Annotated in this window: 22 protein-coding genes, 2 pseudogenes and 1 riboswitch; of the genes and pseudogenes, 8 read left to right on the top strand and 16 right to left on the bottom strand. The window is 53.1% G+C overall.

Features of this window, described 5'->3' with window-relative positions:
- Window positions 1-217: 217 nt before the first annotated feature.
- A complete protein-coding gene (locus Q1L34_RS27045) occupies window positions 218-631 on the bottom strand; it encodes a hypothetical protein (protein ID WP_017900689.1) in 414 nt (137 codons plus the stop codon).
- A gap of 303 nt (window positions 632-934) precedes the next feature.
- Between Q1L34_RS27045 and umuD the strand changes: the two genes are divergently transcribed.
- Both umuD and Q1L34_RS27055 read left to right on the top strand, forming a co-directional pair.
- Complete coding sequence (gene umuD, locus Q1L34_RS27050; RefSeq protein WP_014839973.1) at window positions 935-1,357, top strand: translesion error-prone DNA polymerase V autoproteolytic subunit; 423 nt, start codon at window positions 935-937, stop codon at window positions 1,355-1,357.
- Window positions 1,357-1,485 (top strand): annotated as a pseudogene (locus Q1L34_RS27055) (Y-family DNA polymerase); the annotation flags it as partial. The gene umuD and the pseudogene Q1L34_RS27055, both read left to right, overlap by 1 nt.
- 44 nt (window positions 1,486-1,529) lie before the next feature.
- On the opposite strand, the gene cap2-3 reads toward Q1L34_RS27055, so the two are convergent.
- Together cap2-3 and mblB are read right to left on the bottom strand one after the other, a co-directional pair.
- A complete protein-coding gene (gene cap2-3 / locus Q1L34_RS27060; RefSeq protein ID WP_014839974.1) occupies window positions 1,530-3,758 on the bottom strand; it encodes an anti-phage 6A-MBL system cap2_3 protein in 2,229 nt (742 codons plus the stop codon).
- Window positions 3,755-4,936, bottom strand: a complete 1,182-nt coding sequence (gene mblB, locus Q1L34_RS27065) for an anti-phage 6A-MBL system MBL-fold protein (RefSeq protein WP_327204593.1) — start codon at window positions 4,934-4,936, stop codon at window positions 3,755-3,757. Before mblB ends, cap2-3 begins: the two co-directional genes overlap by 4 nt.
- 136 nt (window positions 4,937-5,072) lie before the next feature.
- Here mblB and Q1L34_RS27070 point away from each other — a divergent pair, with 136 nt between their 5' ends.
- Both Q1L34_RS27070 and Q1L34_RS27075 read left to right on the top strand, forming a co-directional pair.
- Entirely contained in the window at window positions 5,073-5,933 is an 861-nt protein-coding gene (locus tag Q1L34_RS27070) for a BrxR family helix-turn-helix transcriptional regulator (protein ID WP_017900684.1), read from the top strand.
- 7 nt (window positions 5,934-5,940) lie between these two features.
- Window positions 5,941-6,459, top strand: coding sequence for a hypothetical protein (locus Q1L34_RS27075; protein ID WP_014839975.1), 519 nt, complete (start codon window positions 5,941-5,943; stop codon window positions 6,457-6,459).
- A 39-nt stretch (window positions 6,460-6,498) separates the two neighbouring features.
- On the opposite strand, the gene Q1L34_RS27080 is transcribed toward Q1L34_RS27075, so the two are convergent.
- The 3 genes and pseudogenes from Q1L34_RS27080 to Q1L34_RS27090 form a co-directional block, all read right to left on the bottom strand.
- Complete coding sequence (locus Q1L34_RS27080) at window positions 6,499-8,709, bottom strand: tyrosine-type recombinase/integrase (RefSeq protein ID WP_032447056.1); 2,211 nt, start codon at window positions 8,707-8,709, stop codon at window positions 6,499-6,501.
- Window positions 8,693-9,250 (bottom strand): annotated as a pseudogene (locus Q1L34_RS27085) (tyrosine-type recombinase/integrase); the annotation flags it as partial. The pseudogene Q1L34_RS27085 and the gene Q1L34_RS27080, both read right to left, overlap by 17 nt.
- A gap of 25 nt (window positions 9,251-9,275) precedes the next feature.
- Window positions 9,276-12,284, bottom strand: a complete 3,009-nt coding sequence (locus tag Q1L34_RS27090; RefSeq protein ID WP_004118541.1) for a Tn3 family transposase — start codon at window positions 12,282-12,284, stop codon at window positions 9,276-9,278.
- Window positions 12,285-12,444: 160 nt separating this feature from the next.
- On the opposite strand from Q1L34_RS27090, the gene Q1L34_RS27095 reads away from it, so the two are divergent.
- Together Q1L34_RS27095 and Q1L34_RS27100 are read left to right on the top strand one after the other, a co-directional pair.
- Complete coding sequence (locus Q1L34_RS27095) at window positions 12,445-13,002, top strand: recombinase family protein (protein WP_327204594.1); 558 nt, start codon at window positions 12,445-12,447, stop codon at window positions 13,000-13,002.
- Window positions 13,003-13,133: 131 nt separating this feature from the next.
- Window positions 13,134-13,466, top strand: coding sequence for a DMT family transporter (locus Q1L34_RS27100; protein WP_004118538.1), 333 nt, complete (start codon window positions 13,134-13,136; stop codon window positions 13,464-13,466).
- Between the two features lie 353 nt (window positions 13,467-13,819).
- Here Q1L34_RS27100 and nhaA read toward each other — a convergent pair whose 3' ends face one another.
- The 8 genes from nhaA to Q1L34_RS27140 form a co-directional block, all read right to left on the bottom strand.
- Entirely contained in the window at window positions 13,820-14,968 is a 1,149-nt protein-coding gene (gene nhaA, locus Q1L34_RS27105; protein ID WP_011977829.1) for a Na+/H+ antiporter NhaA, read from the bottom strand.
- Between the two features lie 375 nt (window positions 14,969-15,343).
- The gene (locus Q1L34_RS27110; RefSeq protein WP_003100847.1) at window positions 15,344-15,901 is read right to left on the bottom strand and encodes a recombinase family protein; all 558 of its coding nucleotides are present in this window, start codon (window positions 15,899-15,901) and stop codon (window positions 15,344-15,346) included.
- Window positions 15,895-16,266, bottom strand: a complete 372-nt coding sequence (locus Q1L34_RS27115; RefSeq protein ID WP_003100853.1) for a hypothetical protein — start codon at window positions 16,264-16,266, stop codon at window positions 15,895-15,897. Before Q1L34_RS27115 ends, Q1L34_RS27110 begins: the two co-directional genes overlap by 7 nt.
- Window positions 16,263-16,763 (bottom strand): hypothetical protein, encoded by a 501-nt coding sequence (locus Q1L34_RS27120; protein ID WP_003100856.1) that lies wholly within the window; start codon window positions 16,761-16,763, stop codon window positions 16,263-16,265. The genes Q1L34_RS27115 and Q1L34_RS27120 overlap by 4 nt, the downstream gene beginning before the upstream one ends.
- Complete coding sequence (locus Q1L34_RS27125) at window positions 16,760-17,086, bottom strand: hypothetical protein (protein WP_003100858.1); 327 nt, start codon at window positions 17,084-17,086, stop codon at window positions 16,760-16,762. Before Q1L34_RS27125 ends, Q1L34_RS27120 begins: the two co-directional genes overlap by 4 nt.
- A gap of 254 nt (window positions 17,087-17,340) precedes the next feature.
- A complete protein-coding gene (locus Q1L34_RS27130; RefSeq protein ID WP_000215515.1) occupies window positions 17,341-17,697 on the bottom strand; it encodes a cupin domain-containing protein in 357 nt (118 codons plus the stop codon).
- Window positions 17,687-18,088 (bottom strand): HepT-like ribonuclease domain-containing protein, encoded by a 402-nt coding sequence (locus tag Q1L34_RS27135; RefSeq protein WP_001293886.1) that lies wholly within the window; start codon window positions 18,086-18,088, stop codon window positions 17,687-17,689. The genes Q1L34_RS27130 and Q1L34_RS27135 overlap by 11 nt, the downstream gene beginning before the upstream one ends.
- On the bottom strand, window positions 18,085-18,375 hold the full coding sequence (locus tag Q1L34_RS27140; RefSeq protein WP_001247892.1) for a nucleotidyltransferase family protein: 291 nt from the start codon (window positions 18,373-18,375) through the stop codon (window positions 18,085-18,087). Before Q1L34_RS27140 ends, Q1L34_RS27135 begins: the two co-directional genes overlap by 4 nt.
- 158 nt (window positions 18,376-18,533) lie before the next feature.
- Between Q1L34_RS27140 and Q1L34_RS27145 the strand changes: the two genes are divergently transcribed.
- Window positions 18,534-21,500 carry a Tn3-like element ISPa38 family transposase gene (locus tag Q1L34_RS27145; RefSeq protein ID WP_015065644.1) on the top strand — a complete coding sequence of 989 codons (2,967 nt, stop codon included), beginning with the start codon at window positions 18,534-18,536 and terminating at the stop codon, window positions 21,498-21,500.
- On the opposite strand, the gene crcB is transcribed toward Q1L34_RS27145, so the two are convergent.
- Window positions 21,497-21,844 (bottom strand): fluoride efflux transporter CrcB, encoded by a 348-nt coding sequence (crcB, locus tag Q1L34_RS27150; protein WP_085903546.1) that lies wholly within the window; start codon window positions 21,842-21,844, stop codon window positions 21,497-21,499. The genes Q1L34_RS27145 and crcB overlap by 4 nt on opposite strands.
- Before the next feature lie 77 nt (window positions 21,845-21,921).
- Window positions 21,922-21,992: riboswitch (Fluoride riboswitch) on the bottom strand.
- Window positions 21,993-22,372: 380 nt separating this feature from the next.
- Between crcB and Q1L34_RS27155 the strand changes: the two genes are divergently transcribed.
- Window positions 22,373-23,569 carry an MFS transporter gene (locus tag Q1L34_RS27155; protein WP_001549953.1) on the top strand — a complete coding sequence of 399 codons (1,197 nt, stop codon included), beginning with the start codon at window positions 22,373-22,375 and terminating at the stop codon, window positions 23,567-23,569.
- Window positions 23,570-23,640: 71 nt separating this feature from the next.
- Here Q1L34_RS27155 and Q1L34_RS27160 read toward each other — a convergent pair whose 3' ends face one another.
- Window positions 23,641-24,468 (bottom strand): universal stress protein, encoded by an 828-nt coding sequence (locus Q1L34_RS27160; RefSeq protein ID WP_004118529.1) that lies wholly within the window; start codon window positions 24,466-24,468, stop codon window positions 23,641-23,643.
- Window positions 24,469-24,475: the final 7 nt, after the last annotated feature.

A 24,475-nucleotide genomic window follows, 5' to 3' on the forward strand; every position in this document is an offset into this window, starting at 1 on the left:
TGATGCGAATGAATTTTGGCGAGCAGGGGGCGCATCCCTGATTTCGTCTAATGGATTAAATCAAATAGTAGCGTGTCCCTAGAAATTTCTTCTCCTGCATTCATGAGGAAGCAACTCAATATTAGAATATTTTCTCAAGGAAAGTTACTTTTCTGTCGTATAGACGTTTGCACAAATTTCAACTCAATAACCTAATATCCTAGATAGCTCCACTGTATTATGCCTGGTTCCAAGGGGTTACATACGAGTTATCTGGTCGTTTTAATCTAAAGTTGTTGTACGGAAATTCTCCATGGCGCTCTACTATCCATATTTCGTTGAGCACCTCTTTGCGCTCTGAGTTCGGATTAACGATGAATGCTTGTACGGTATCATCTTCCTGATCGATGACAATGCATCCCGACCGAATGTCATCGTCAGATGAGGTAGGACAATCTTTATTCCCATATACTTCTGCAACACTTCCGTGATCGTTAATTTTCCAACCAGGAGAAATAGCTATGGATGGTAACTTAAATGCTCCCTCTAAGAAAATCTGCTTTATATAAATATCAACTGAGTCTTTAACTTGATCGCAACCAGTAAGCAATAAGCCTGACATTATTGTTAGAGTGATAAGTTTCATTTTCATTTGCGATGTCCTCCTTTTTTTAAATTTATCACCTGTCGAAGATTTAATCATTATTTTATGAGTCACAAATGTGAATTAAAGGGCTTATGCAATCAAAATGGAGTGTTCGGTCAGATTCAACAGTTGATATCAGATGGTAGACGCCTTGATGCTTGTGTTTGGGTTTGCTCAGATGAAAAACAGCCAGTAATTATGGATTTACGAATGACGTCGCTAACCTGTTACCTGATGGGCTGGGAACCGCCTGAAACATAATTTATACTGTTTATTTATACAGTTATATTTTGTGGCGAGGTTAGTTATATGTTATTGGTTCCTAAAGAAAATCTGGTGAAACTTAACATTCCACTGTTTCTTGAGTTATGCCCCGCTGGTTTTCCAAGCCCGGCCCAAGACTATACCTCCAGTGAGTTAGACCTGAACGATTATTGCATAAGGCATCCCTCTGCAACCTATTTTGTCAGGGCACAGGGGAACAGCATGCAGGATGTGGGGATGCGGGATGGAGATTTGCTGGTGGTCGACCGTTCACTACGCCCTCAGAACCGAGACATTGTGATTGCCGAAGTGGACGGGGGCTTCACAGTTAAACAGCTCCAGACTACTCCGAAGCTGGCCCTTCTGCCCATGAATAATGCCTATTCGCCTATTTACCCTAATCCTGATGAACTTACTATTTTCGGAGTGGTGACACATTGGGTTCACCGTGCCAGGGGTAATATCTGATGTATGCACTGGCTGATGTAAACAGCTTTTATGCAAGCTGCGAAAAGGTCTTTCGCCCAGACCTTCGGGATAAGCCTTTGATTGTTTTGAGTAATAATGACGGCTGCGTAATCGCTAGGTCAATTGATTATGTGGAATTGCAAGTAACACTGTGATGCAGATGAAGCGAACTTCATCTGACTATAATGTTGATATCGTTTTCCGCAACAATCAGCATCACAGCAGGTAAACCTTCCACACTCATTTTTTGATGTAACTTTTTGATTAAATTATCATCTTCATTACTGGCTTTCGCTGAAAATCCTTGAGGATGGGAGTGCCATTCACCAACATAATCGACAACACGAGCGGTCAGCTGCTGAACCCGTTCTAATGCTTCCTTTTGTCCCTCTTCTCCTCGGACAAAGAAGGCTGGTGAGGATTTACTGTCGATAGGTTCTGGGAACACATCAACCAGAATAATAGTCTTGTTCTTAAAATCAGTTATGCCCACAATAGCGCCCCCGGTTTCATTCGGTAGGGCCTGTAAACGGGTATGTCTCAGTTTTTGTTCTAAGCCTTGATCGTATCTAACAATCCATTCGCCAGCAATTACAGATACCACAGGGTAAAGCTCAATTTCATGAGCGCTCACTGCACCTGAATTTTCATCAGACACCCAGATACATAATCGAGCATCATCCTTAAGGACGGTCTGCCGTAGTTGGCGCGACAGGATACCAGCATGAACGTGAATACATTCGTTAGACATACGTACAGAAATATCCCTACATCCACCACCGACCCAACGATCACCATAATTGTGCTGTAGGTGAGTGTTTCCCCACTCGCTGCTCAAAATTGCCCGGTAGTATTGCCCCTCAATTGCATCAATTCGGCACTGTCTGTCTGTATCCTCTATTAACATCACGCTGGCCTTGCCTGATGGTGTCAGAAACAGACTAACTGTTCTGGGTATATCATCTTTTAACGCTAGGGTCCTAGGCACCTCAAAGGTGGTACTGACATCCACAACTAAGTGAGCCTCATTCACAGCTCTGGCAATATCATGATCGTCATCAAGAATACTTTTATTGATCGCTCCGGGGAGAGGTTCATGTGGATAAATACTACCTGCGAGGTGCCGAAGAATATCAGTTTTAGGGTATCCAATATGATCATCAACCCCAATATGGCGGGGCAGATTATGTGGAAGGAGTTTGTCAGGATCGATAAATGTCCAGTGTCCCCAGCCGATTCGTATCCAGATATCAGCTAATGTGCCGCCAAGAGCCCCAACGCCAGCCAGAACACCATAGAAAGATGCATTATCAGAATCAACAGCAGAAATGTCTCTTGCTCGTGCAGCATTCATAGCAGAACGTATTTCGACAGGTAACAGTGGTAACTGTTGCCATTGTGTACCTCTTACGCCACCAAGTAGTCGGAAACGGTGCTGTATTCCCCGCTCATTCCTGGGGGCAAGTATGTCTAATACGCTGGCAAGTTCGTAGAGTGAGCGTTCCACGATATAGCCCATAACATCAGTACGTTCTGTTTTACCATCCCTTAAACGAGGAACCCATAGCAGAATTAGCAAACCTTCCTTTTCACCAGAGCTAGGGCGAAGACCTGTATCAGGTATAGCATCATAAACAGCATCAGCGAGTGGCTGGAGAAGTTCACTTCCCCAGGATTGAAGCTGCTCTTCCAGTTTTTTCAGATTGTCAGGATATGAAGCAACTAATGAGGCTTCAACTGGTGGGACGGCAATGGTTAATAAGCGAAATGGTCTGATGCCCTGATTAGAATGTTCAGGTACAGCCCTTAAAATTATCGGCTTACCATTGCTGACCATCTGGAGGCTGAGTTTATGAGCTGCGGCATGATTATAATCAAGATAATTCGCTGGTAAAATAAGTTGATAGGGGCTCATATAAAAAAGTTGCTCAAGAGGTTGGTCTTCTCGATGCAAACGTTGTTCAGCTGATTCTCTGAGCCACCAAAATATTCGCTCAATAAATCTTTCAGGTGTCCAGTTGCGTTCGACGGCGTTCCAAGATACATCATAAAGGCAAAGAATTTTTGGAGAGTCTGGTACACCTGCATGTTGATGAGATAAAACAGGAAAATCTTTACGCAATGCATGAACTAGGATCGGGATAGTGAACTTAGGGTTTATCTCAATAGCTAATCGTTCTTTACGACGAATGCCGGCCTTATTGCCAGAAGTTACTGTACCATCAGCAACATCAATGACTAGGTATTCCGAGCGGTCATTGTTTTGCTCAGATAAACGTAATTCTCGAACAGTTATATAGGGATGCTGTTCGCATGCTGTAAGCAATGAGATTGTTTGCGGATATAGGCTATCACGCCCCGATGAATCGAGGCGTTTACCCAATTCGAAATATTCGATCATTGGTTTATTACACCTGCCCGGGGTGCGGCTGCCGTAGCAGCGCTTGTCGCAGCAGAAACTGCACCAACAATAGCGGGAATCAATTTTCCATCTCGTGCCACTTCAAACTCAAGAACAGTTTTATCTTTAAGGTCGCCCGTGCAACTGAACCAACCATCAACATTATCCAGAATATCATCGTACTCACGTTTAGCTCGAATACACGGAGGATCATAATCGTCATCAAGTATCTGTTTGCTGCTGGAAACTATTGTCGCTCCAGAACGCGCTTGCCCTAAAGCATTACGGGCCGCATCGCAAACCAGAGCATCTTCTCCCCATTGTGACCAGCTATAATAGGAAAGTGAATGCCACGAACAATGATGTGGTGTGAGGAGAAGATCATACTCCAGCACCTCAGGATTGCTTTTGTAACGATTCCATAATCGCTCCCAGATGAGAACTTCTGCATCCCCACCGAGTAAAAAGTGCATAGGATTACGAGAATATGCGGAAGGCAGTATTTTCATATTCATAATGATACTGGATTCATTTTTAGAAAGGGCTTCTTCCAGATTTTCATCATCTTCATGTGGTGCGGGTGCCAGAAGCTGTGCAGAGAAAACGTCTGAAACTTGCCCGTCAATTCTGGTGAATGTATCACCAGCTTTAATAAGAATGGCACTCAGAACATCCGTTTTACCGTTAATATCTTCACCCATGATAAGAATGCGATTACCGCTAAATGCGTAACCATGTTCCCGCCAGTATTTTACACGGCGCCGAGCTTCCGTATTAAATGCCTGAGCATCTTCGCAAAGTGTGTGATTTTTCGAACGACGTCGAAAAATCAATGGTGATGACCACAACTCTCGGATGATTATGCGTTTTTCTGAACGTTTCAGATGGTCATCTGGATAGTCTTCAGGACGGCCCAGCCAAAAATGTTTACGTAGCCCCCCACAATGGTCCTGATCCGGATGACTCAGCATAAAGACGTCAACAAAAGGGCGATCGTTATTATCGTACTTCAATCTGTTACGTAGCGCCGAGGCAACATCAGGTGTGTCATCTTTGGGGTCATCAGCAGCAGAACGGATATGTACATCAGTCAGAATGGATGTACCCGGGGTATCAGCCAAACGCACCAGTGTCATATCACCGTTGCCGACCTGGAAAAAAGTAACTTTTGCTGCCATCGACATCTCCTTCAGGGATACGAAAGATTGAGGTTAAGAACATCTGTTGCTAAGATACATCTAGTAATTATTCGAGTCTAGTAACTATACGTATATTTTTTAGACTCAAATTGTAAGCACAGGAAATGATTGATAAATGATTGATAAAATGGTGCGAACTGGTCATTGGGGCCAAGAGAGACGACTTGAATTCATCGATTTTCGCCTACTGTGGGAAGGTCGACTTAACCGTGCAGATATCACTACATTTTTCAGAATTTCTGTGCCGCAGGCTTCATTAGATTTGGCTAAATATCAAGAGATTGCACCAAGAAACATGGTGTATGATCGAACTCAGAAGGCTTATGTAACTACCCCAGATTTCAAACCTGTTTTTTCAAGTTTTGACAGTAATCATTACCTGAATGAACTATTAGGGCGAGAAAATGGAATAGTGGATCCTTGTGATAGTTTCATTGGATGGGCCCCTCCGGTTGCCAGCCTTCCTCTTCCGGCTAGGAAAGTACAACCTGAAATATTGATTGATTTAATCCGGGCCATGCAAAGAGAACAGGCTTTGGTTGTTGATTATCGTTCGATGACTAATGAACCAGCGGTTCGTATGTTATACCCAACTGCATTTGCACATGATGGTCATCGGTGGCATATTCGCGCCTATTGTTTTAAATCTGCAATGTTTAAAGATTTTGTCCTTGGCAGATTCTTTAATATTATTGAATTTGTTTCCCCACCGACATCAATTCCACAAGATGTTGACTGGAATACATTTATTGATGTGGTGATAGGTCCAAATCCTAACTACGATACGAATAGACGGCTATCTATTGAGCATGATTACCAAATGGTGCATGGCGAGGCGAAAATTCGGATACGTCAAGCACAATTATATTATCTTAACCGTCGGTTAAATTTGGATGTGAAAATCGATTCTTCAATAGATGATAAGCAGCAAATCATCATGCTAAGAATAGAAAAACCTGAAGATTCTATAGGATAAAGTTAACATGAATGTAACTGGTATTAATAAAAACAATAAGGAATGGATGATTGCGATAATAATCACCTACCTTTTTATTCTGTTATGTCTGGCAACATACGCTATTGGGGCTATGTCTCTGGGGTGGTTGCCTGCACCTTACGCACCATTAAGGGTGCCACTGATGTGTGGCACCATTGCCTATATTGGTGGTTGTTTATATTGTTTTCGTGCAATTTACATCAATAAATGCATTAGAAAACAATGGGATCCAGATTGGCATGTATGGTATTTCATCCGCCCACTTACCAGTACAATTGCAGGTGCAATCAGTTACTTATTTCTTAAAGCAGGATTGTTAGTTCTGGAATCTAGCTCCAATGCAGGGTCCAGTGAAATGGGTTTCTTTGCATTGGCGTTTATTGCAGGCTTTAATGTCGATAAGTTTGTCGCGAAAATTGAGGAAGTTGCAAAGGCCGTGTGGGGGATTGAAAAAACAAGAAGTGCAACTAATCATGAGGTAAAAGACTTAGATAAAAAAGAATAACTTGGATATTCAAATTAACCGGGATATTTTTTCGCTATTTTATCTTTTTTGCTTGTCTGGTGTTTCAATGTTTTTTAATTTCTCTAATAATTTGTCTATCGCACCAATATCATTATTTACTGCTGCCTGTTCATCATCCGTCAACGGGATCTCCTGCATCATTTTGAGTAAATTCTGACGCCCCTCTATATATTGCGCTTCTGATGATGATTTAGGCAGGTAGAACGAACATTTTGCACAAGCCATACGGTGTGGGCACTGTTCAAAAAAGTCATAACTACACAATCCGTGCCCAAGGTCATAATATCGCCATGGTTCTCCTTTCTGCATTTGTCCGGACGAAATTGCATCCTGATCGATCAGCACCGAAACCATACGACGGTTTCGCTCAAAGTATCCTGCTTTAGACAGAGACCCTGCCAGTTTTGTCGGTGTGATATCGATATAATGCTGTGTCGAACTGGGAGAGGAATGTCCGAGCCAGCGCTGTAACTCAAATAATCCTAGTGGTTCCCGGGCATTAAACAGCTGGCTGGCTATAGTTGCCCGCGCTCTGTGGCTAGTGATAGTCCCCCTGATATCTTCGTTTGGAACACCAGCTTTCCGACAAAGCATCGGAATTAAGGATTTATTAATATAACTCTGGCTAATCCGAGCAGCTTTATGCATAAAAAGATAACTGACAAGTTCACCCGTTTTTAAATCAAGTTGGTCTGGTTGTATATTTCGTTCTTTTTCCCAGCAATCAATGTATTCCCCTACGATTGGATCAACAGGTTTGGTGAAGGCCGTGCTGGTTTTGTTCACGGGGACATCCAGCAAACATATCCGAGAGCCGCCCTGATGTTCATCATTTTGCCAGCGTATACAGCCTGTTCGCATCCGCAAAATTTCATCACGACGCAACCCACCAAACAGCCAGAGAACACATAATGCACGAACCATAGAAAATGGGTAGCGATAGTAAAGTTGTTCACCATAATGCAGATCCTGCTCCTGCAGGTTCAACCCTGCCCAGACAAGTTTACTCCATATATCATCAGCAACGACTCTTGGTGCAGGGCCAATACTGGCCCGGATAGCGCGGGGTAAACGGAACGTTCTGACAGGATCAAATCGGACGATAATAAGCCCCCATTCCTGAAGGTCTCGAAAAAAAACTCTGATAGCCTGTAAAATCCCCGCCCGTGCAGAGGCTGTCATTAACTGGCCTATTCGATTCTGATACATATGGCGCGGTTCAGACCACTGGCCTATTTTCATTTGACACACTGCAGCTACGTATTCAAGTGCGATGTCCCGGCTCCAGTCTGCAGGAGAATGTATATCAGGGTGAGTGGCTTTCAGCCAGCGCCCACACTGCAGGATGCGGTACCATGTACTGAGTTCAGATGATGGTGCTTTAATAGCGGTTTTACGCCAGCGTTCACACCATCGCAACCATTCTTCCGGAACGTTACTGGTTGCACGATATTCCCCGTGAGGCCGTCTGCGCTCAAGAATACGATGGTCAATGCCCGCGGGGAACAGCCCCATCGCAGCAAATATCCTTGACAAGGTGGCCGCAGAGCGACGCATATAAACAGGCCCGTAAGTTATTACTCGCTTAAGTGTTTCCAGTTCCAATTTTTCAGGATCAACCTGCCGCTGACAAAGCATAGACAGCAGTAGCGCATTACGAATGTTATTGTCAGCAGCGACAAAGCCGAGGCGCTGCATGTTCTCCTGAAGCTTGTTTACCGCCGCCTCTGTCGCCGGGCGGCCAAAAACTTTGACAGAAAGCCGATAATGATAAAAGCAGCCAGCCGCCTCAAGTCGATTAAATCCGCACAGTAACCAAGCAATCGCGAGGATATACTGTCGACAATTACCACAGCTGCCATATTTTTTGCGAAATACCTCTTCACTGCTGCACAGCACTTCGAGCCAGTCGTCCTGGGTCCATGACCAGTAGTTTTTTTCCAGCCGGTGCATTTCCAGAATGATGTCATGAATTGCAGAATTGGTTGTTGTGGATGCGGCATTCATCCACTTTAATGCTGCTCTGAGTGGAATTATCAGGCGAGAAAGCCTTTGTCTTACACAGTTCGACCAGTTTTGTTTATGACGTCCAACAACATACTGAGCCAGGTTTATCAAAGTATCTCGTTCAATCGGCTGTAATTTGGGAGAACAATCCCAGTCAGGATCAGGTTGCCATTCTTCGTAGTCAAAAGGGGCTGGCGCATCATATTCAGTTTTCATTGCCATCCGTATTGTCCCCCTTTAAATTGTGTAACCGATGTTCATGTATCGACGCCATACCTGCGTTAAATTTTTCCGTAAGATCACGCGCACTAAGATGGATATAAAGTAACGTTGACTGGATACTCTGATGGCCGGCAAACGTAGCGATCTCATGAATATCCCAGTCAGCTCTGGCGAGATCGGTCAGACATAGATGTCTGAAGGTATGCGTACTCAATTGGGGTAGCCCCGCCTGCATTGCCAACGACCTTACGATCTTGGACCAGGTCCACCGGGTTATTGGCGCAGTTCTGTTGCGACAGGAATAAGAAAGAAACAGTGGGCCACGGGAAGTATTTAATTGTCGCCGTTCTGCTAACCAGAGGAAATATAACTCTCCGGTTACGACAGAATAGGGCACAACCCGACCTCGCTTAGTTTTTGTCGTTTCAGCCCGAACTGTTAGCAAGCGACGAGAAGGGTCAATATCGCCGGTAGCAACGGAGCACAACTCTTCCCGGCGCAGGGCACAGTCGTACGCAAGAGATAGCATAAAAGGGGTTCGAGGTTCAATCGTGTAAAAAACCACGTTAAGGCAATAATTCATTGTTTGAATTGAAATTTAATGGCCTCAACTCTCCCTTCAGAATATTTTCCGGCAGCGTGAACGTATAATGTCCCAGCATGTTGATATGACCGTACATCAGTGGCGACAGGCGTGAGATATGCTCGTCTTCCGGGATCTCACCAGCGCTGCGCAAATGTGATAGCGCTTCCTGCATATAAAGCGTGTTCCACAATACAACTGCGTTAGTGACAAGCCCCAGCGCACCCAGTTGATCCTCCTGCCCCTCACGGTAACGTTTTCTAATCTCACCACGTTGGCCGTAACAGATCGCCCTTGCCACGGCGTGACGGCCTTCTCCCCGGTTAAGCTGAGTCAGTATCCTGCGACGATATTCTTCATCATCAATGTAGTTGAGGAGGTACAGCGTCTTGTTGACCCGTCCCACCTCCATAATCGCCTGCGCCAGCCCTGACGGACGGGAACTTTTTAAAAGCGAGCCCACAAGTTCTGAGGCGTGGACTGTACCCAGCTTCAGAGAACCGGAAACCCTCATCATTTCATCCCATTGGGTTTCTATCTTTGACAGTTCAACGCATCCCCGCGCCAGCTCATCCAGTACCCCGTAGTTCGCATTTTTATCTGCACGCCAAAATACCGCCTCACCGGCATCTGCCAGGCGGGGCGAAAACTGGTAGCCCAGCAGCCAGAACAGGCCAAAGATAATGTCGCTGGACCCTCCAGTGTCCGTCATAATCTCCACCGGATTCAGCCCCGTCTGCTGCTCCAGAAGCCCTTCCAGCACAAAGATAGAGTCACGCAACGTACCGGGGATAACGATGCCGTGAAAGCCGGAATACTGGTCAGAAACAAAATTGTACCAGGTGATCCCACGCCCTGAGCCAAAGTATTTTCTGTTAGGGCCAGAGTTCAGCGTTTTTACAGGAGTGACAAAGCGCATCCCATCTGCAGAAGCCACTTCTCCGCCGCCCCAGCGCTCAGACAGTTCCAGCGTGGACTGAAAATCGACCAACCGGGCATTAGCGCTGACCAGCGTTTCAGCCCGAATGTAGTTTTGTTTTACCCAGCTCAGACGGTGGCGGGTCAGTGCCGGAATACTGTGTTTGATCAGCGGTTCATGTCCGATATTGCAGGCTTCAGCGAGCAGTACGGCACACAGGCTGATGTTAAGATCCTGAGCACGGGCTTCAGACTCACTCACATGAGTGAATTCGCGGGTAAAACCAGTCCGGGCGTCAATTTCAAGCAGCAGCTCTGTCAGATCAACAGGGGGGACCAGCTGCCTGACGCGGCTGTTCAGAAGAATCAGCGGCTGCGGTTCTTCCAGTTTTTCCAGACTGCTGATGGTCAGGGACGGATATTTACCCTGATGACAGATGCTCACGGCAGCATTCAGCTCAAAGCGTGAGGCCACCGTTTTCCAGGTTTCGTCCAGTTCGGTTGCCAGCTGTTTAACGGCATTTCCACCATCGGTGGGGTGTCCAAGCGCCCGGCATACGGCGATCCGCTGAGCCTGCCATTCTTTCCCCTGAAGAAACTTCTGACGCGGATCGCCCCAGCGATCGCTGTTCTCCAGCCAGATATCGCGGCGACGCAGCGAATCCTGAAGGCGTTCCAGCAGGCACAATGAGTATCCTGCACGCTGTATCCGGCCTTCGGAGTCGTACACCAGACGTTTCCAGGGACCTGTAATGATCTGCTCAGGCGCATTCTCCAGGAGGCGTTTTTTCGAACCACTCAGTTCGGCCAGGTAATGTATGGCCGATAGCGTATTTTCGCCGGCAGGGGCAGACTGAAAATGTAAATCACGCAGCATCGCTGGCAGAAAGCGCTTAACCCGTCCATATTGCTCGACCATTTCATCCTGGAAATTTGTGTCCTGCGGGCGGGCAAGCTCATTGACTTTACCTACGGATTCCGCCAGCCGGTTCTTTGGTACGTGGCTGAAAATAGTCTGACGCAGCGCTGCGTCATCCATTTTATCATCCAGTAAAAGCGTACATGCATGTGCCAGAAGTAGCGCCGCGCGATCAAGATCTTTGAGCGTTCTGAGCCGTTTTTTCTGCCCGGTTTGCTTCGCTGAACGCGTGATATTGAGGATCAGCAGATCCAGAACATCGACAGCCTCATCGAGTGCCAAAATTTCCTGTGCTTTAACAAACGCGGTCAGGATGGCCAGCCGCCGTTCCTCCGGCATTCTGGCGATATATTTTACCGAAGCCATGCCAGCATAACGAGCCAGGTTGCGGAGTTGAATTGCAGGCAGCCCGGCAAAATTCAGCCGGGAAAACTCCAGGCTGCGCAGGCGTGTGTAGCGCTGAAGTGCGTCAGTAAAGGCCGGACCACTGACGTTGACGGGCCCTTTTCGTATCTGCTCCATCACGGAAACCCGCTGTCCTTCCGGTATGACAAGCAGACCGGCCAGTTGCTCAGTCTGCCAGCTGTCAGGTAATGCAGCCAGTCTGCGCCACAAACGCCTGCTTGCCCGCTCACGAATTTCGCCAATGAGCCTCGTCAGCGCTGAGGCTGCGGGCAACAATACTTTATTCTGGAGCAACCATGCCGTGGCAAAATCGAACATCAGACCGGGGCGCTCGTTACTGAGCCATGTGCGGATATAAAGCAGACGTTTCAGTCTGAACGACCAGGGGAAATCGCCAAAATCATGGTAGTCAGAGTGTTGCCTGATCAGCCTTTGATGCTCCCAACGGGTATTCTCTCTCTGGGCGTATCGGGCCATGATCTCAGGGCGATGAATGTTCAGCTGTAATGCAACGTAATTTCGGACGCCGGGAGGTATTTGCAAGGGATCGGTCTGGAAGGTTCCCAGAAAACGGGCCGTGGTTAGCTGAAGGGCAATCCCAAATCGGTTATGTTTCCCCCGGCGCTGATTAATAAAAACAAGATCGCGTTCATCAAGATGAAAATACCGGGCCAGCTGAACCTCGTTAGGCTCGGCGGCATACCGTCCGTAGTTTTCGGTCTGTTCACTGGTCAGAAAACCGTCACTCATCCCGCATCCTTTCGTAAGGGTATCGCTCTGCTCAAATTTTGATAGTCTCAGATATTATAAGTTTTGAGACCTTTTAAAGTGCGTGCTTACATGAGTATCAAAAATCGTGTTTTATGCTTTATGATACTACGCAGTATCAGTATCGATTTGTGAGACCAATATGGCATTACTGGGATATGCAAGGGTATCAACGAGCCATCAGAAACTGACGGCGCAGATCATGGAGCTGAAATCTTCAGGCGTCAGAGATGACCGGATTTTTACTGACATGATGTCGGGCGCCACGGACGAACGTGAAGGGTTACAACGGCTGCTTGCCCGTGCCGAACAAGATGACATTATCATGTGTACCAAAATGGACCGGCTTGGCCGCAACACAGCGGATATGATCCACATTGTTGATGCCTGCTATAAAAAGGGAATAGCCATCCGGTTTCTGGAGAATGGACTGAGTACTGAAGGCACGATGGGTAAAATGGTCATTCAGATCCTTGCTGCCGTTGCTGAAGCTGAGCGGGAGCGGATCCTGGAGCGCACAAACGAAGGCCGGGTCATCGCCATGGCGGCAGGCGTCAGGTTTGGACGGAAACCTCATCACAAATCGGCCGCCGCACTGGAGCTTATCCGGCACGAAACGCCCATTAAACTGGTGATGGAGAAAACCGGCATATCCAGGGCCACCTATTTCAGGTTAAAAAAACTGGGCCCAGGCAGTTAACCCGACGCAGGCAGCGATTTTTTCCTGTGCCGGAAAGGGTTTCGCGGTTGATGCTGATGATCCCCTGCTTAAAAACAGAGTTAACATTGCCCACAATATTGCTGGTTTTGATGAGCCGTTAAAGGAGTTTTATGAATGGATGGATGTATCTGGTGATTGCCGGCATAGCCGAAGTCTTTTATGCCGCGTCAATGCTCCGGACTGAGGGATTTACCCGGATCTACCCCAGTATTTTTTGCCTGACATTTATCGGTGTGAGCATGTACTTTTTGTCCCTGGCAACACGGACTATTCCTGTAGGAACCGCTTATGCGGTCTGGGTCGGGATTGGTGCTTTAGGGACAGCAGCGTACGGAATAATTTACTTAAATGAAGATAAGGGCCTGTTACGCATTGCCTGTTTCGGACTGATTCTGGCGGGTATCATTGGCCTGAAAATTCTGGCAGGACACAAGCAGCTGTAGGTTCTCATCCATAAACAGAACTCCGGGGGCATTCTGATTTTAGACATCAGCATGCCTCTCCCTTTCCCCTTTTTGAAATGGGACATTACCCGCTACATTAATAACAGGCGAGAGAACCGACATAACCGGGGGCGGCCAGGAAAAGTTGCCATGATTGACAAAAAGACTGCTTTTTGTTTGTACCTGCATGATTAACGGTGCGAATTTTTTCGGCAAACTATAAATGCGGGCACCAGTGTGATGATAAGCACCTGAATAAATGCCGACGGTAATGAAGGTGGCCCTGTTGATTAATAAGTTTGCAGGGAAATAAAAATCCCCGTCATCACGGGGATTTTCCGGACCCGAATGCGTTACCGGGAAGGATGCGAAGGAGAAAAGCGCAGTATCAGCATACCCGCCAGTGCTGCCAGTACAGAGCCGGCAAGTACCCCCACCTTGACCTCGTCCACCAACAGGGGGCTTTCTGCAAACGCCAGGTTGCCGATAAACAGGCTCATGGTAAACCCTATTCCGCACAGGACCGATACGCCGTAAACCTGCAGCCAGGTACTTTTTTCAGGCCGTTTTGCCAGGCCCAGGCTGACGGCCAGCAGCGACAGGCCGAAAATGCCCGCCTGCTTGCCAACAAACAGGCCCAGCGCAACGCCGACCGGTACCGGCGACATCAGGTCATCAGCCGTCATACCGGAGAGCGCGACCCCCGCATTTGCGAAGCCAAACAGCGGCAGTATCAGAAACGTCACCCACGGATTGATGCCGTGCTCCAGCCGGGCAAGAGGGGATTGTTTATCCGGATCGGTTACCCGCAGCGGGATAAAGAGCGCCAGCAGGATACCCGCGATGGTGGCGTGCACCCCGGACTGAAGCATGAAAAACCACAGCACGCCCCCCGCCAGCAGATAGGGAAACAGCCGGGTAATCCCGGCACGGTTCATGATAAACAGCAGAGCAACCGTGACCGCCGCACCGGCCAGCATCAGAAACGAAATATTACTGGTATAGAAGAGCGCAATAATAGCCACTGCGCCCATGTCGTCCAGAATAGCCAGCGCCGACAGGAAAATTTTCAGCGAGGCAGGTACGCGACTGCCCAGCAGTGCCAGTACCCCGAGCGCAAAGGCAATGTCCGTGGCGGCAGGAATTGCCCAGCCAGCGAGGGTTTCATCGCTGCCCGCATTAAACCATACGTAAATGGCCGCAGGCACGGCCATCCCGCCCAGCGCGGCAAATCCCGGCAGCGCGCGCTGGCCCCAGGTGGCAAGCTGACCGGTGAGAAGCTCGCGCTTGATTTCCAGGCCGACCATCATGAAGAACACGGCCATCAGGGCGTCGTTTATCCAGTGCTCAACGGAGAGGCCGGCGGCGTTGTATTTCAGGAATACCTCATATCCCTCCCTGAGCGGAGAGTTAGCCACGATGATAGCGGCTGCTGAGGCGATGATGAGCACGATGCCGCCGGCTGCGGGCGAGCTGAAAAATGCAGATGGCACTTCTGACATCCTCTTTTTATTTCTGTCTGGGATTTCTGACACACTCCCTCCCTTTATTCAAAAAAAACAGGCCTTCCCCTGATATACAACCGCTGGTTATCAGAGGATAAGCCGGCTGAGCTACGCTGAAGATATAAAAAATACGATAATTAATTGCTGATAAATTAACGAATTAGCGTGACGTTAATTTTATCATAACGTCCGGCCCGCTTCAGGCGGAAGAGGTAAAGCCCTGTAAAGCTGCCGCAGGCAGGGGCATTTTTATCCGTCATCAGCCACACGCTCACAGCAGCCATGTGACGACAAAAAAACCCAGGGCAGTCATCAGAATGGAGCCGGTTACGTGTACCAGGGGTCGTCTCAGAAAACGGAAAATAAAGCACGCTAAGCGTGCGTGGAGGCTGGCACCCAGCGGTACAGCGTCGGAATGGACACGCCGAGGTTCTTGGCCACGTCCTTGGGCGGCACCCCGCTGGCCAGCAGCTTCTTGGCCGACTCGATCTTGCTGTCGGTCATCTTCGGCTTGCGGCCGCCTTTGCGGCCGAGCTGCTTGGCGACTTCCAGCCCGGCGCGGGTGCGCTCGACGGTCAGCTCGCGCTCCATTTCGGCAAGGCTCGCCATGACGTGGAAGAAGAACCGCCCGGATGGTGTGCCGGTGTCGATGGAGTCGGTGAGGCTCCTGAACTGGACACCGTGCTTGTGCAGATCGCCGACCAGATCGACCAGTTGCTTGACCGACCGGCCCAGCCGGTCGAGCTTCCAGACGACCAAAGTATCGCCTTCGCGCAGCATTTCGAGCGTCTTGGCCAAGCCAGGCCGGTCTGCCCGCGTGCCACTCACCTTGTCCTCGAAGACCTTTTTACATCCGGCCTTGCTCAAGGCTTCGCGTTGCAGCTCCAGGTTCTGATCCTGCGTCGAGACGCGCGCATAGCCAATCAACATGGCTTGTCTCGCGCCCGGTCGATGCGTTCCTGCATCGCCTGCATCACTTCTTCGTGGGTGTACGATCTGGCGTTGGCGTCGGTGGCTTGCCGCAGGGCTTCCTCAACCTCGCGCGTCATCCGCTCGTAATCCTCCGGCCACAGCGCTTGCTCCATGCGCAGCGACGCCTGACCCAGCAGGTGCAGCAGGCTGAACAGCCGCATGTCGTTGGTGGCGACGATGCGCTCCCGAATCTGCTCCTGAATAGCTTCGCTAGCCCGATGCGCTTGTGGTGTGGCAGTCCCCTCGTAGTCAGCGGGGAATTCCGCTTCCTCGGCAATCCTTGCCCAGGCGCTGGCCAGCGCCTCGATGGTTGACGTGCTCATTTCCGCCGCTCCTGTGCTCTTTGGCGAATCAACCGGCCAAGGGGCCTCGACGCGAAAACCAGCAGCATCACGCCTATCGGATACCAGGTCGAGAAGACCACCAAGGCATCGAAGGCTGGCCGTCCGGTGTTGGTAGGCAGTACGGCGGTCACAGCCATCAACCCGCCGACCGTCCAGATGATGCGCCACACGTAGGGCATCACGCGGGGCACGTAGCCGTCATCGAAAGCGGTCTGGTAGTAGCGGCGCAGGCCGCGCTCGGCAAGCGCCTGGCGCTGCCGCTCCGACAGCGCATCCGTCCGGCCATACCAGCGCCGGAATGGTGGACAGCGCAGCAGCAAAGGGGTGAAGAGGATCATCACCGCCACGATCGCGACACCCCACGCCATGACGGCGCCGGCATCGGGCCGCTTGGCGTTCTCGATCACGGGCGCGAAGACGCCCGGAGCACCGATCATCCAGAACAGCGCAATGTGCTGATGGAAGGAGAGCTTCATTTGCTCATCCACTTGCGCAGCAGGCGCTTTTTCAGGGAGGCGCGTTCTTGCGGGTTGCGTCCCTTGTGATTGGCGATGCGATCCGCCGTGGCGGCCTGGCGCTTGACGGGCCAGTAGGAGCGGCCATCCTTGCCCATCGACCAGACGCTGCTGGCCTGGTTTTCCAGCAGGGGCAGATGGGCGCTCAGGGCTTCGGGCGACGCGCTGGTCAGCGCCGTGCGCTCACGGGTGCGCCAGCGCTGATGCCAGAGCTTCTTGTCCTCGCGCTCGCTGCCGCAGGTCGTGTGCCCGACGATGGGTGTTTTGCGGCGGCTGCGGCTCATAACGTAGTGGTCTCCAAGAACATTCAGGACTGATCCCAGGCGTCGATGGTCAAGACCTGATCGGCAGGACAGGCGGCTACGCGGTCGGGAACTGGATGGTGTTCAGTCTCATGCCGACCCCATTCGATTGATCGCGTCGCTTGCGGCACGCTGCGACGCAAGGAGGTTTGCGACCTGGTTTAGCAGCCGTGTCCGCTGCATGTCTGTTACCTATCTCCCCGACCGCTCATTGGACCAACTCCAGAGATTGGGCTCTATCGCTCAGCCAATACGAAACCGGCATTGGCTGATGCCACAACCGAGACTAACACAAATGGCTCGGTACCTGTATTTCGCGCCCCGTGCACTTGGCCCGGTCTTGCCACGGCTATCTCACCTTCCCTGAGGGCACGAACAATCCCATTGCCCTGAAAGTAATCAGCCATTCCCGACAAAACAGTCCACGTGTCTTGGCCGTGAGGATGAATGTGAGCCGCAATTTCCTGCCCGGGATGGACATGCCAAACCACGATAATTGAGTCTCGGGTTTCAAGCACAACGGAACGAATAGGCTCGCCTTCGGACGGCTGAACATACTCGGCTACAGAAAATATTCTCGATTCAACAGTCATCGGAGATCCCTCTTTCACAGTTGTCGTTACGGTCTTCATCGTCGGCATCCTGACGCACGGCGGGCAATTGCTGGAGCAACGCCGGCAGCCATTCCTGTACCGTCTCCCACACCACATCGAGGTTGATGTCGAAATAGCCGTGAGCCATGCGATTACGCATATTGCGCATGCTGCGCCACGGCACGTCGGCATGCGCCTGGGTGAACTCGACGTAGCCATCCATCACCTTTGTGGCCGCCTCGCCGATGACGATCAGGCTCATGATGACGGCCTGCTGGGTGCGCTTGTCGGCCAAGAAGTCGTCCTTGGCCATCCCTTCCACGAAGCTGCGCGCATCGGTTGCGGCCTGCTGAATGTGGTCGAGGTAATCGGGCAGGCGGTTCTCGCTCATATCGGTTGCGCCTCCGCGAGCACCTTGGCCCGGAACTTCGGCGGCAGGTCGCCGGGAGTCAGCAGATCGACGTCAACGCCGAGCAGCGATTTCAGTTCTTCTTCCAAATCGCCCAAGTCCAACAACGTGGCACCGGGCAGCGCATCGACCAACAGGTCGAGGTCGCTGCCATCCCGGTCGGTGCCATGCAGCACCGAGCCGAAGACGCGCGGGTTCGCGGCGCGAAAGCGGCCTACCGCTTCACGCACTGCGCTTCGCTTCATGTCAAGCACAACAGACGGTCGCATGCGCATCCTTTCTTATCGAAACTCGTTGAGATGATATGCAATCAAGAATAGAATTTCAAGAACTATTTTCGAGAATCGCAATGCCTTGATTCCCGTGCCGCGCCGGTTGCCTTGGCGGGCTTGTCACAAACCTACGTTTTCAAGAAGAAGGAAACCGCATGCCCCGCCGTTCGATCCTCTCCGCCGCCGAGCGCGAAAGCCTGCTGGCGTTGCCGGACACCAAGGATGAGTTGATCCGTCACTACACGTTCAGCGAAAGCGACCTCTCCATCATCCGGCAGCGGCGCGGCCCGGCCAATCGGCTGGGCTTCGCGGTGCAGCTCTGCTACCTGCGCTTTCCCGGCGTCATCCTTGGCGCTGATGAGCCACCGTTCCCGCCATTGCTGAGACTGGTCGCCAACCAGCTCAAGGTCGGCATCGAAAGCTGGGACGAGTACGGGCAGCGTGAGCAGACCCGACGCGAGCACCTGGTCGAGCTGCAAACGGTGTTCGGCTTCCAGCCGTTCACGATTGGCCACTACCGGCAGGCTGTCCAGTTGCTGACCGAGCTGGCCATGCAAACCGACAAGGGCATCGTGCTGGCCAGAGCCTTGATCGAGCACCTGCGGCGGCAGTCGGTCATTGTGCCCGCCCTCAACGCCGTCGAGCGGGCGAGCGCCGAAGCGATTACCCGCGCCAACCGGCGTCTCTACGACGCCTTGGCTGAGCCGCTGACGGACGTGCATCGCCGTCGCCTCGACGATCTGCTCAAGCGCCGCGACAACGGCAAGACGACGTGGCTGGCCTGGCTGCGGCAATCCCCGGTCAAACCGAACTCGCGGCACATGCTGGAACACATCGAACGCCTCAAGGCGTGGCAGGCGCTCGACCTGCCCTCCGGCATCGAGCGGCTGGTTCACCAGAACCGGCTGCTCAAGATCGCCCGCGAGGGCGGCCAGATGACGCCCGCCGACCTGGCGAAGTTCGAGCCGCAGCGGCGTTACGCGACCCTGGTGGCGCTCGCCATCGAGGGCATGGCCACCGTCACCGACGAAATCATCGACCTGCATGACCGCATCCTGGGCAAGCTGTTCAATGCCGCCAAGAACAAGCATCAGCAGCAGTTCCAGGCATCCGGCAAGGCGATCAATGCCAAGGTGCGGCTGTTCGGGCGCATCGGCCAGGCGCTGATCGAGGCCAAGCAAGCGGGCCGCGATCCGTTCGCCGCCATCGAGGCCGTCATGTCCTGGGATGCTTTCGCCGAGAGCGTCACCGAAGCGCAGCGGCTCGCGCAACCCGAGGACTTCGATTTCCTGCACCGCATCGGCGAGAGCTACGCCACGCTGCGCCGCTACGCGCCGGAATTTCTCGACGTGCTCAAGTTGCGGGCCGCGCCCGCCGCCAAGGACGTACTCGACGCCATCGAGGTGCTGCGCAGCATGAACAGCGACAACGCCCGCAAGGTGCCCACCGACGCGCCGACCGAGTTCATCAAGCCGCGCTGGCAGAAGCTGGTGATGACCGACACCGGCATCGACCGGCGCTACTACGAACTGTGCGCGCTGTCGGAGCTGAAGAACGCGCTGCGCTCCGGCGACATCTGGGTGCAAGGCTCGCGCCAGTTCAAGGACTTCGAGGACTACCTGGTGCCGCCCGCGAAATTCGCCAGCCTCAAGCAGGCCAGCGAATTGCCGCTGGCCGTGGCCACCGATTGCGACCAGTACCTGCATGACCGGCTGACGCTGCTGGAAACGCAGCTCGCCACCGTCAACCGCATGGCGCTGGCCAACGAGCTGCCGGACGCCATCATCACGGAGTCGGGCCTGAAGATCACGCCGCTCGATGCGGCGGTGCCCGATACCGCACAGGCCCTGATCGACCAGACGGCGATGATCCTACCGCACGTCAAGATCACCGAATTGCTGCTGGAGGTAGACGAATGGACGGGCTTCACCCGGCACTTCGCCCACCTGAAGTCAGGCGACCTGGCCAAGGACAAAAACCTGTTGCTGACCACGATCCTCGCCGACGCGATCAACCTGGGCCTGACCAAGATGGCGGAATCGTGCCCCGGCACGACCTACGCCAAGCTGGCCTGGCTGCAAGCCTGGCACATCCGCGACGAAACCTACGGGGCGGCACTGGCCGAGCTGGTCAACGCGCAGTTCCGACATCCCTTCGCCGGGCATTGGGGCGACGGCACCACGTCATCGTCGGACGGCCAGAACTTCCGCACCGGCAGCAAGGCCGAGAGCACCGGCCACATCAATCCGAAATACGGCAGCAGCCCAGGGCGGACGTTCTACACCCATATCTCCGACCAGTACGCGCCGTTCCACACCAAGGTCGTGAACGTCGGCGTGCGCGACTCGACCTACGTGCTCGACGGCCTGCTGTATCACGAATCCGACCTGCGGATCGAGGAGCACTACACCGACACGGCAGGGTTCACGGACCACGTCTTCGCGTTGATGCACCTGCTGGGCTTCCGCTTCGCCCCGCGCATTCGTGACCTGGGCGACACCAAGCTCTACATCCCGAAGGGCGATGCCACCTACGAGGCGTTGAAACCGATGATCGGCGGCACGCTCAACATCAAGCACGTCCGCGCCCATTGGGATGAAATCCTGCGGATGGCCACCTCGATCAAGCAGGGCACGGCGACGGCCTCGCTGATGCTCAGGAAGCTTGGCAGCTACCCGCGCCAGAACGGCCTGGCCGTCGCCCTGCGTGAGCTGGGACGCATCGAGCGCACACTGTTCATCCTGGACTGGCTGCAAAGCGTCGAGCTGCGCCGCCGCGTGCATGCCGGGCTGAACAAAGGCGAGGCGCGCAACGCGCTGGCCCGCGCCGTGTTCTTCAACCGCCTGGGGGAAATCCGCGACCGCAGCTTCGAGCAGCAGCGCTACCGGGCCAGCGGCCTCAACCTGGTGACGGCGGCCATCGTGCTATGGAACACGGTCTATCTGGAGCGGGCCGCGAACGCCTTGCGTGGCCACGGTCAAGCCGTCGATGACGGCCTGTTGCAGTACCTGTCGCCGCTCGGCTGGGAGCACATCAACCTGACCGGCGATTACCTCTGGCGCAGCAGCGCCAAGATCGGCGCGGGCAAGTTCAGGCCGCTACGGCCGCTGCAACCGGCTTAGCGTGCTTTATTTTCGTTTTCTGAGACGACCCCTACCAGCAGTGAAGTAAACGCCCAGAAATAATTACCGGACTGCAGCTGTGAGAATATTTCCAGGGAAAACGTGGAAAACGTGGTCAGCCCACCGCACAGCCCGGTGATAACAAGTAATCGCCAGGCCGGATCCAGGTCAGGATGGCGCATGAACCAGGCCAGCGACGCACCAATGATAAATCCGCCCGCAAGGTTCACTACCAGCGTGCCCGGTGGCAGGTCAGGAAACAGGCTGTTCAGGCGTGCGCCAAGCAGCCAGCGGATCAGGCAGCCAGCGGATCCACCAATGATAATGGCCAGATAAGATTTCACGGGGTTTACCTCTGTGTCAGAGGGAGTATGCAGGCTGATGATACGGGGCGGCCTGACATACTCCCGGTTAAAGGGGAGTAATATCAGGCGTCATCAGCTTCTCAGGGGAAGCGGTTGGGTAAGGTGGAACGCCATCACCTCGCCGCAATTCTGGCCCGGTCACGGGCGTTAATCAAGCGGCTATCCACTGTTTTTGTGCGACTCCCCCTGCGGCGGGCATGAGGAGCCCGTTTTCAGGCTTGACCTGAAGAGCATTAAAAATTATCGTTTCGGCAGCATTTTATATCTGACTGTGAGTCATGCACATTACGCCACCCTGAGTTTCTCTTCGCCCGTCCTTTATCAGAGAGCCTGCCGCGACAGCCAGTCCGCGCCGGGTACCGTTCTCTCATATCCGTTACGGGACTGCCACCTTTCACGGTGAACCCGCGTGTACCTGCTTCAGGGACGCAGGCGCCGTGTCCGCAGCAGCCGGTACGGACACGTCGTGATTAATCGGCGGGCTGCAGCCCGCCTTCAGGGATATTCATGCGTCAGCTTTTTCGGTTTATGTTTCATCACGCCTCTCACCTTACGTTCGGTGCGATGCTGATGGCCATGTCCAGCTTTGGACAGACCTATTTTGTCTCACTTTACGGGCAGGATTTTCGTGAGGCCTTTGGGCTCACCGACGGCGGACTGGGCGGCCTGTACGCAATCGGAACGGTGATGAGCGCCATCACGCTGACCTGGGCCGGACGGCTGATTGACTACACCACGACCCGCCGCTTCACGCTGGCGGTCACCCTTTTGCTGCTCACGGCCTGCCTGCTGGTTTCCGGCGCACAGGCGGCGTGGATGCTGTGCATCGGGTTTTACTTTCTGCGCCTCGGCGGCCAGGGACTGATGGTGCATACTGCGCTGACCGCAACGGCGCGCCAGTTCCCCCTTGATGCAGGCAAGGCGCTCGGCGCCATCGCGCTGGGGCTCTCGCTGGCGCAGGCCGTTTTTCCTGTGATTGCGGTGCAGATAAGCGCGCTGACGGGATGGCGCGCTGCCTGGGGCATCAATGCCGGAATGCTTGTTGCCGGCGTGGGGGTCGCGCTGATGTTTTTGCCCCGCGGGAAAGAGAAGCCGCTGCGTACGTTCAGAAAGCGGGGTGAGGAGAAAGAAAAAGAGGCGCCGGTATGGCGAAACCGCAACCTGCTGCTGGCGCTGCCTGTCGTGCTGGCCTCCCCCTTTATCACCACCGGCTTCTTCTTCCACCAGGCGAGGCTGGCACAGGAGAAAGGCTGGGAGCTGTCGTGGGTGGCGGTATGGTTTATTGCCTATGCCATTACCCAGGCGGTATCGCTGCTGTCGTTTGGCCCGCTGATTGACCGGCTCTCACCACGCAGGCTGCTGCCGTGGTTTCTGATGCCACAGGCCCTGGCCATGCTGGCGCTATGGCTCAGCAACGGTCAGTGGGTGACGCCTTTTTACCTGATTATGACCGGCGTATCGTCGGCCATTGCCTCAACGCTTGCCACCGCGCTCTGGGTACAGCTGTTTGGTCCGGCGCAGCTGGCCAGGGTGCGCTCGGCGGTTGAGGCAGGGACGGTGATTGCCAGCGGGGCATCCCCGGTAATCATGGGCGTGCTGATAGATAACCATGTCACCCTGCATCTTCAGGCCCTGTTCTGCCTGGTCTACATTCTTGGCGCCAGCCTGCTGGCCACCGGTATCAGGACGGATGCGCCGCAATAACGCGCCTTTACCTTCATACCCGTCATCCTCTTTCCCCTGTGAAGGCGGGCCTGATATCAGGCCCGCCTGTTTCATCGCAGCATCAGCAGGGGCTGACGGCTTTCAGACAGCATTTCCGTGGTGTGGCTGCCAATAAAGAATCGCCGTAACCGGGAGTGCCCGCAGGCCCCCATTACCGTGAGGTCGATATCATGGGCGTCCGCGTAGCGGCACAGCGCCCCGGTTACGGACTCGTCTTCCAGCAGGCGTGTCTCGGTCGTGATACCGGCTTCCTGAAGAACAGCCTGCGCATCCTGCAGGGCTGACATGTCACCGTTGACCATCACGATATGACAGCTCAGGCCGTGCAGCAGCGGGCTGACCGTCAGGCGCGTCAGGTTTTTACGGCTCTCACTGCTGCCGTCGTACGCAAACATCACCCGCGCCGGCGGCGTAAACGTCTCCGGCACAATCAGCACCGGGTTTTTCTGCAGGCGAATGACGCTTTCCAGATGGCTGCCTACCTGATTCTGCGTCCCGCGGCGCCCCAGCACCATCAGCCGGACTTCGCCCAGCTCCGCCAGGATTTCGTCCAGTGCGCCGTGCTTTTGCAGCAGCTGTGCGTCCGGCTGTCCGGTCTGCTTCAGGAGCTCCGCACAGCCGGCCAGCACGGCCTTGCCCTGCGCCATCAGCAGCCGGCTGCGCTCACCCTCGACGCGGACCAGCGCTTCGGTCAGCTGCTCCCGGCTGTCAATACCAATGCTCCCGGTCAGGTCAGACACGGCGGGAGTCTCACTCTTTTCGAGCACGTGCAGCAGCGCCAGCGGCGCGCCAAGTTTACCGGCTGCCCAGGCAGCATACTCACAGACCGGCCGGGTTGACGGCGAGCCGTCAACGCAGGCAATAACGGTGTTATTCATGATGCTT

Source organism: Klebsiella ornithinolytica (genome assembly GCF_030505655.1).
Lineage (GTDB): Bacteria > Pseudomonadota > Gammaproteobacteria > Enterobacterales > Enterobacteriaceae > Klebsiella > Klebsiella ornithinolytica.

Excerpts from the sequence above, each read along its gene's own strand:
- Q1L34_RS27155 (WP_001549953.1), top strand. The coding sequence starts at position 22,373 with ATGCGTCAGCTTTTTCGGTTTATGTTTCATCACGCCTCTCACCTTACG.
- cap2-3 (WP_014839974.1), bottom strand. The coding sequence starts at position 3,758 with ATGATCGAATATTTCGAATTGGGTAAACGCCTCGATTCATCGGGGCGT.
- Q1L34_RS27115 (WP_003100853.1), bottom strand. The coding sequence starts at position 16,266 with ATGAGCACGTCAACCATCGAGGCGCTGGCCAGCGCCTGGGCAAGGATT.
- nhaA (WP_011977829.1), bottom strand. The coding sequence starts at position 14,968 with ATGTCAGAAGTGCCATCTGCATTTTTCAGCTCGCCCGCAGCCGGCGGC.
- mblB (WP_327204593.1), bottom strand. The coding sequence starts at position 4,936 with ATGGCAGCAAAAGTTACTTTTTTCCAGGTCGGCAACGGTGATATGACA.
- Q1L34_RS27160 (WP_004118529.1), bottom strand. The coding sequence starts at position 24,468 with ATGAATAACACCGTTATTGCCTGCGTTGACGGCTCGCCGTCAACCCGG.
- Q1L34_RS27075 (WP_014839975.1), top strand. The coding sequence starts at position 5,941 with ATGAATGTAACTGGTATTAATAAAAACAATAAGGAATGGATGATTGCG.
- Q1L34_RS27145 (WP_015065644.1), top strand. The coding sequence starts at position 18,534 with ATGCCCCGCCGTTCGATCCTCTCCGCCGCCGAGCGCGAAAGCCTGCTG.
- Q1L34_RS27110 (WP_003100847.1), bottom strand. The coding sequence starts at position 15,901 with ATGTTGATTGGCTATGCGCGCGTCTCGACGCAGGATCAGAACCTGGAG.
- Q1L34_RS27140 (WP_001247892.1), bottom strand. The coding sequence starts at position 18,375 with ATGCGACCGTCTGTTGTGCTTGACATGAAGCGAAGCGCAGTGCGTGAA.
- Q1L34_RS27045 (WP_017900689.1), bottom strand. The coding sequence starts at position 631 with ATGAAAATGAAACTTATCACTCTAACAATAATGTCAGGCTTATTGCTT.
- Q1L34_RS27125 (WP_003100858.1), bottom strand. The coding sequence starts at position 17,086 with ATGAGCCGCAGCCGCCGCAAAACACCCATCGTCGGGCACACGACCTGC.
- umuD (WP_014839973.1), top strand. The coding sequence starts at position 935 with ATGTTATTGGTTCCTAAAGAAAATCTGGTGAAACTTAACATTCCACTG.
- Q1L34_RS27095 (WP_327204594.1), top strand. The coding sequence starts at position 12,445 with ATGGCATTACTGGGATATGCAAGGGTATCAACGAGCCATCAGAAACTG.
- Q1L34_RS27135 (WP_001293886.1), bottom strand. The coding sequence starts at position 18,088 with ATGAGCGAGAACCGCCTGCCCGATTACCTCGACCACATTCAGCAGGCC.
- Q1L34_RS27120 (WP_003100856.1), bottom strand. The coding sequence starts at position 16,763 with ATGAAGCTCTCCTTCCATCAGCACATTGCGCTGTTCTGGATGATCGGT.
- Q1L34_RS27090 (WP_004118541.1), bottom strand. The coding sequence starts at position 12,284 with ATGAGTGACGGTTTTCTGACCAGTGAACAGACCGAAAACTACGGACGG.
- Q1L34_RS27130 (WP_000215515.1), bottom strand. The coding sequence starts at position 17,697 with ATGACTGTTGAATCGAGAATATTTTCTGTAGCCGAGTATGTTCAGCCG.
- Q1L34_RS27080 (WP_032447056.1), bottom strand. The coding sequence starts at position 8,709 with ATGGCAATGAAAACTGAATATGATGCGCCAGCCCCTTTTGACTACGAA.
- Q1L34_RS27070 (WP_017900684.1), top strand. The coding sequence starts at position 5,073 with ATGATTGATAAAATGGTGCGAACTGGTCATTGGGGCCAAGAGAGACGA.
- Q1L34_RS27100 (WP_004118538.1), top strand. The coding sequence starts at position 13,134 with ATGAATGGATGGATGTATCTGGTGATTGCCGGCATAGCCGAAGTCTTT.